At 32.3% G+C, this 1,336-nt stretch carries 1 protein-coding gene; it reads left to right on the top strand.

Annotated features, from left to right (window positions below; all coding sequences use genetic code 11):
• The coding region (istB, locus tag HMPREF2811_RS00980) for an IS21-like element helper ATPase IstB (protein ID WP_084801794.1) at window positions 1–1,033 on the top strand (1,033 nt) is incomplete at its 5' end.
• Window positions 1,034–1,336: the final 303 nt, after the last annotated feature.

Raw genomic sequence — 1,336 nt, 5'->3', positions numbered from 1 at the left:
TCATGTTACCAACGACTCTCTCTTTCAATACCGGTACAATAAATATTCTGTTCCAAAAGAATTTATCGGTAAGCAAGTAGACATTATCGTTCAAAACAATCAACTTTATATTTATTATAACGGAAATATCATTGAGAGTCATCCTATAACCAATCAACCGTTCAACATAAAACCAGAGCACCAATTGTATTATGCAAAACCACAAGAGGAAACCATTAACATAGACGCAACGTCAAAACCGAGTCTTATCTCAATGGAATTAGGAGGCATCCGTTATGACAATCATCTTAAAGTACAAGAGCAATTACAGTATTTAAAATTTAAATCAGCACAACACTACTTAGAACAATTATATCAAGACCATCAACTGACCGAAGCGGAATTATCTGGCTTATATAAAATACTAGCAAAAGAAGTGGAAGCAAAGGAAGAAAATAACCGTTTGTATAATGTTAAAGTTACTGCTTTCCCTTACTTAAAGACCATCGACGATTATGACTTCACAGTTCAGCCGAGTATTGAAGAGGATCAAATCAGAACGATTATTGAATCAACCTTTTATAAAGAGGCAAAAAACGTCGTATTAGTAGGAAATCCAGGTACAGGAAAAACACATTTAGCGATAGCGATTAGCTATAGTGTCGCAATTAGACGTAATAGTGTTTATTTTATTAAATTTAATAAATTAATCCATGCCTTAAAGACAGCTTATCAGGAAGGAACGATCGAACGAAAAATAAAGTTATTCTTCAAATATAAGTTGCTCGTGATTGATGAAGTAAGATTTAATGAAATAAGTCCCCTTGAAGTGAAATTATTCTTTCAATTAATCGATATGCGATATACAAAACGATCCACGATATTTACGAGTAACTTAACCTTCGATAAATGGCATACCATTATGGGACAAGATGAGATGTTAACAAAGGCGATTATTGATCGTATTTTACATCATTCTTATTTCATTAATATAATAGGGCCTTCTTATCGAATTAAAGACAAACTATCCCCACGAAAAAGTGGGGAATCTTAAGTGAGACAAATTGGGATTTTTAAGTTGACTTTTATAACGAGTACCAGATGAGTATCAGTTAAAAATTTTGTCACTATCATGATTGTATTTCTCTTCATAATAAAAACTAATCAAATTTTGAAAAAGGATGCTCACGGCTTAATCGAGCATCGCAAAAGAGTACGCTAGCACCATATCAGGCGCAATATCTTTTCTTTCTTGGTATAATAATTAAAATAAGTGTTAGGAGAGTGATTAAATTATGAATCAACAAACATAGATCATGTTAAAATGTAAATGTCAACACAAAATTGTACAAAAGTG

Origin of the sequence: Globicatella sp. HMSC072A10 (assembly GCF_001811625.1) — a bacterium.
Lineage (GTDB): Bacteria > Bacillota > Bacilli > Lactobacillales > Aerococcaceae > Globicatella > Globicatella sanguinis.
Note: the sequence above shows the minus strand (reverse complement) of the source record. Positions and strands in the feature narration are given on the sequence as shown.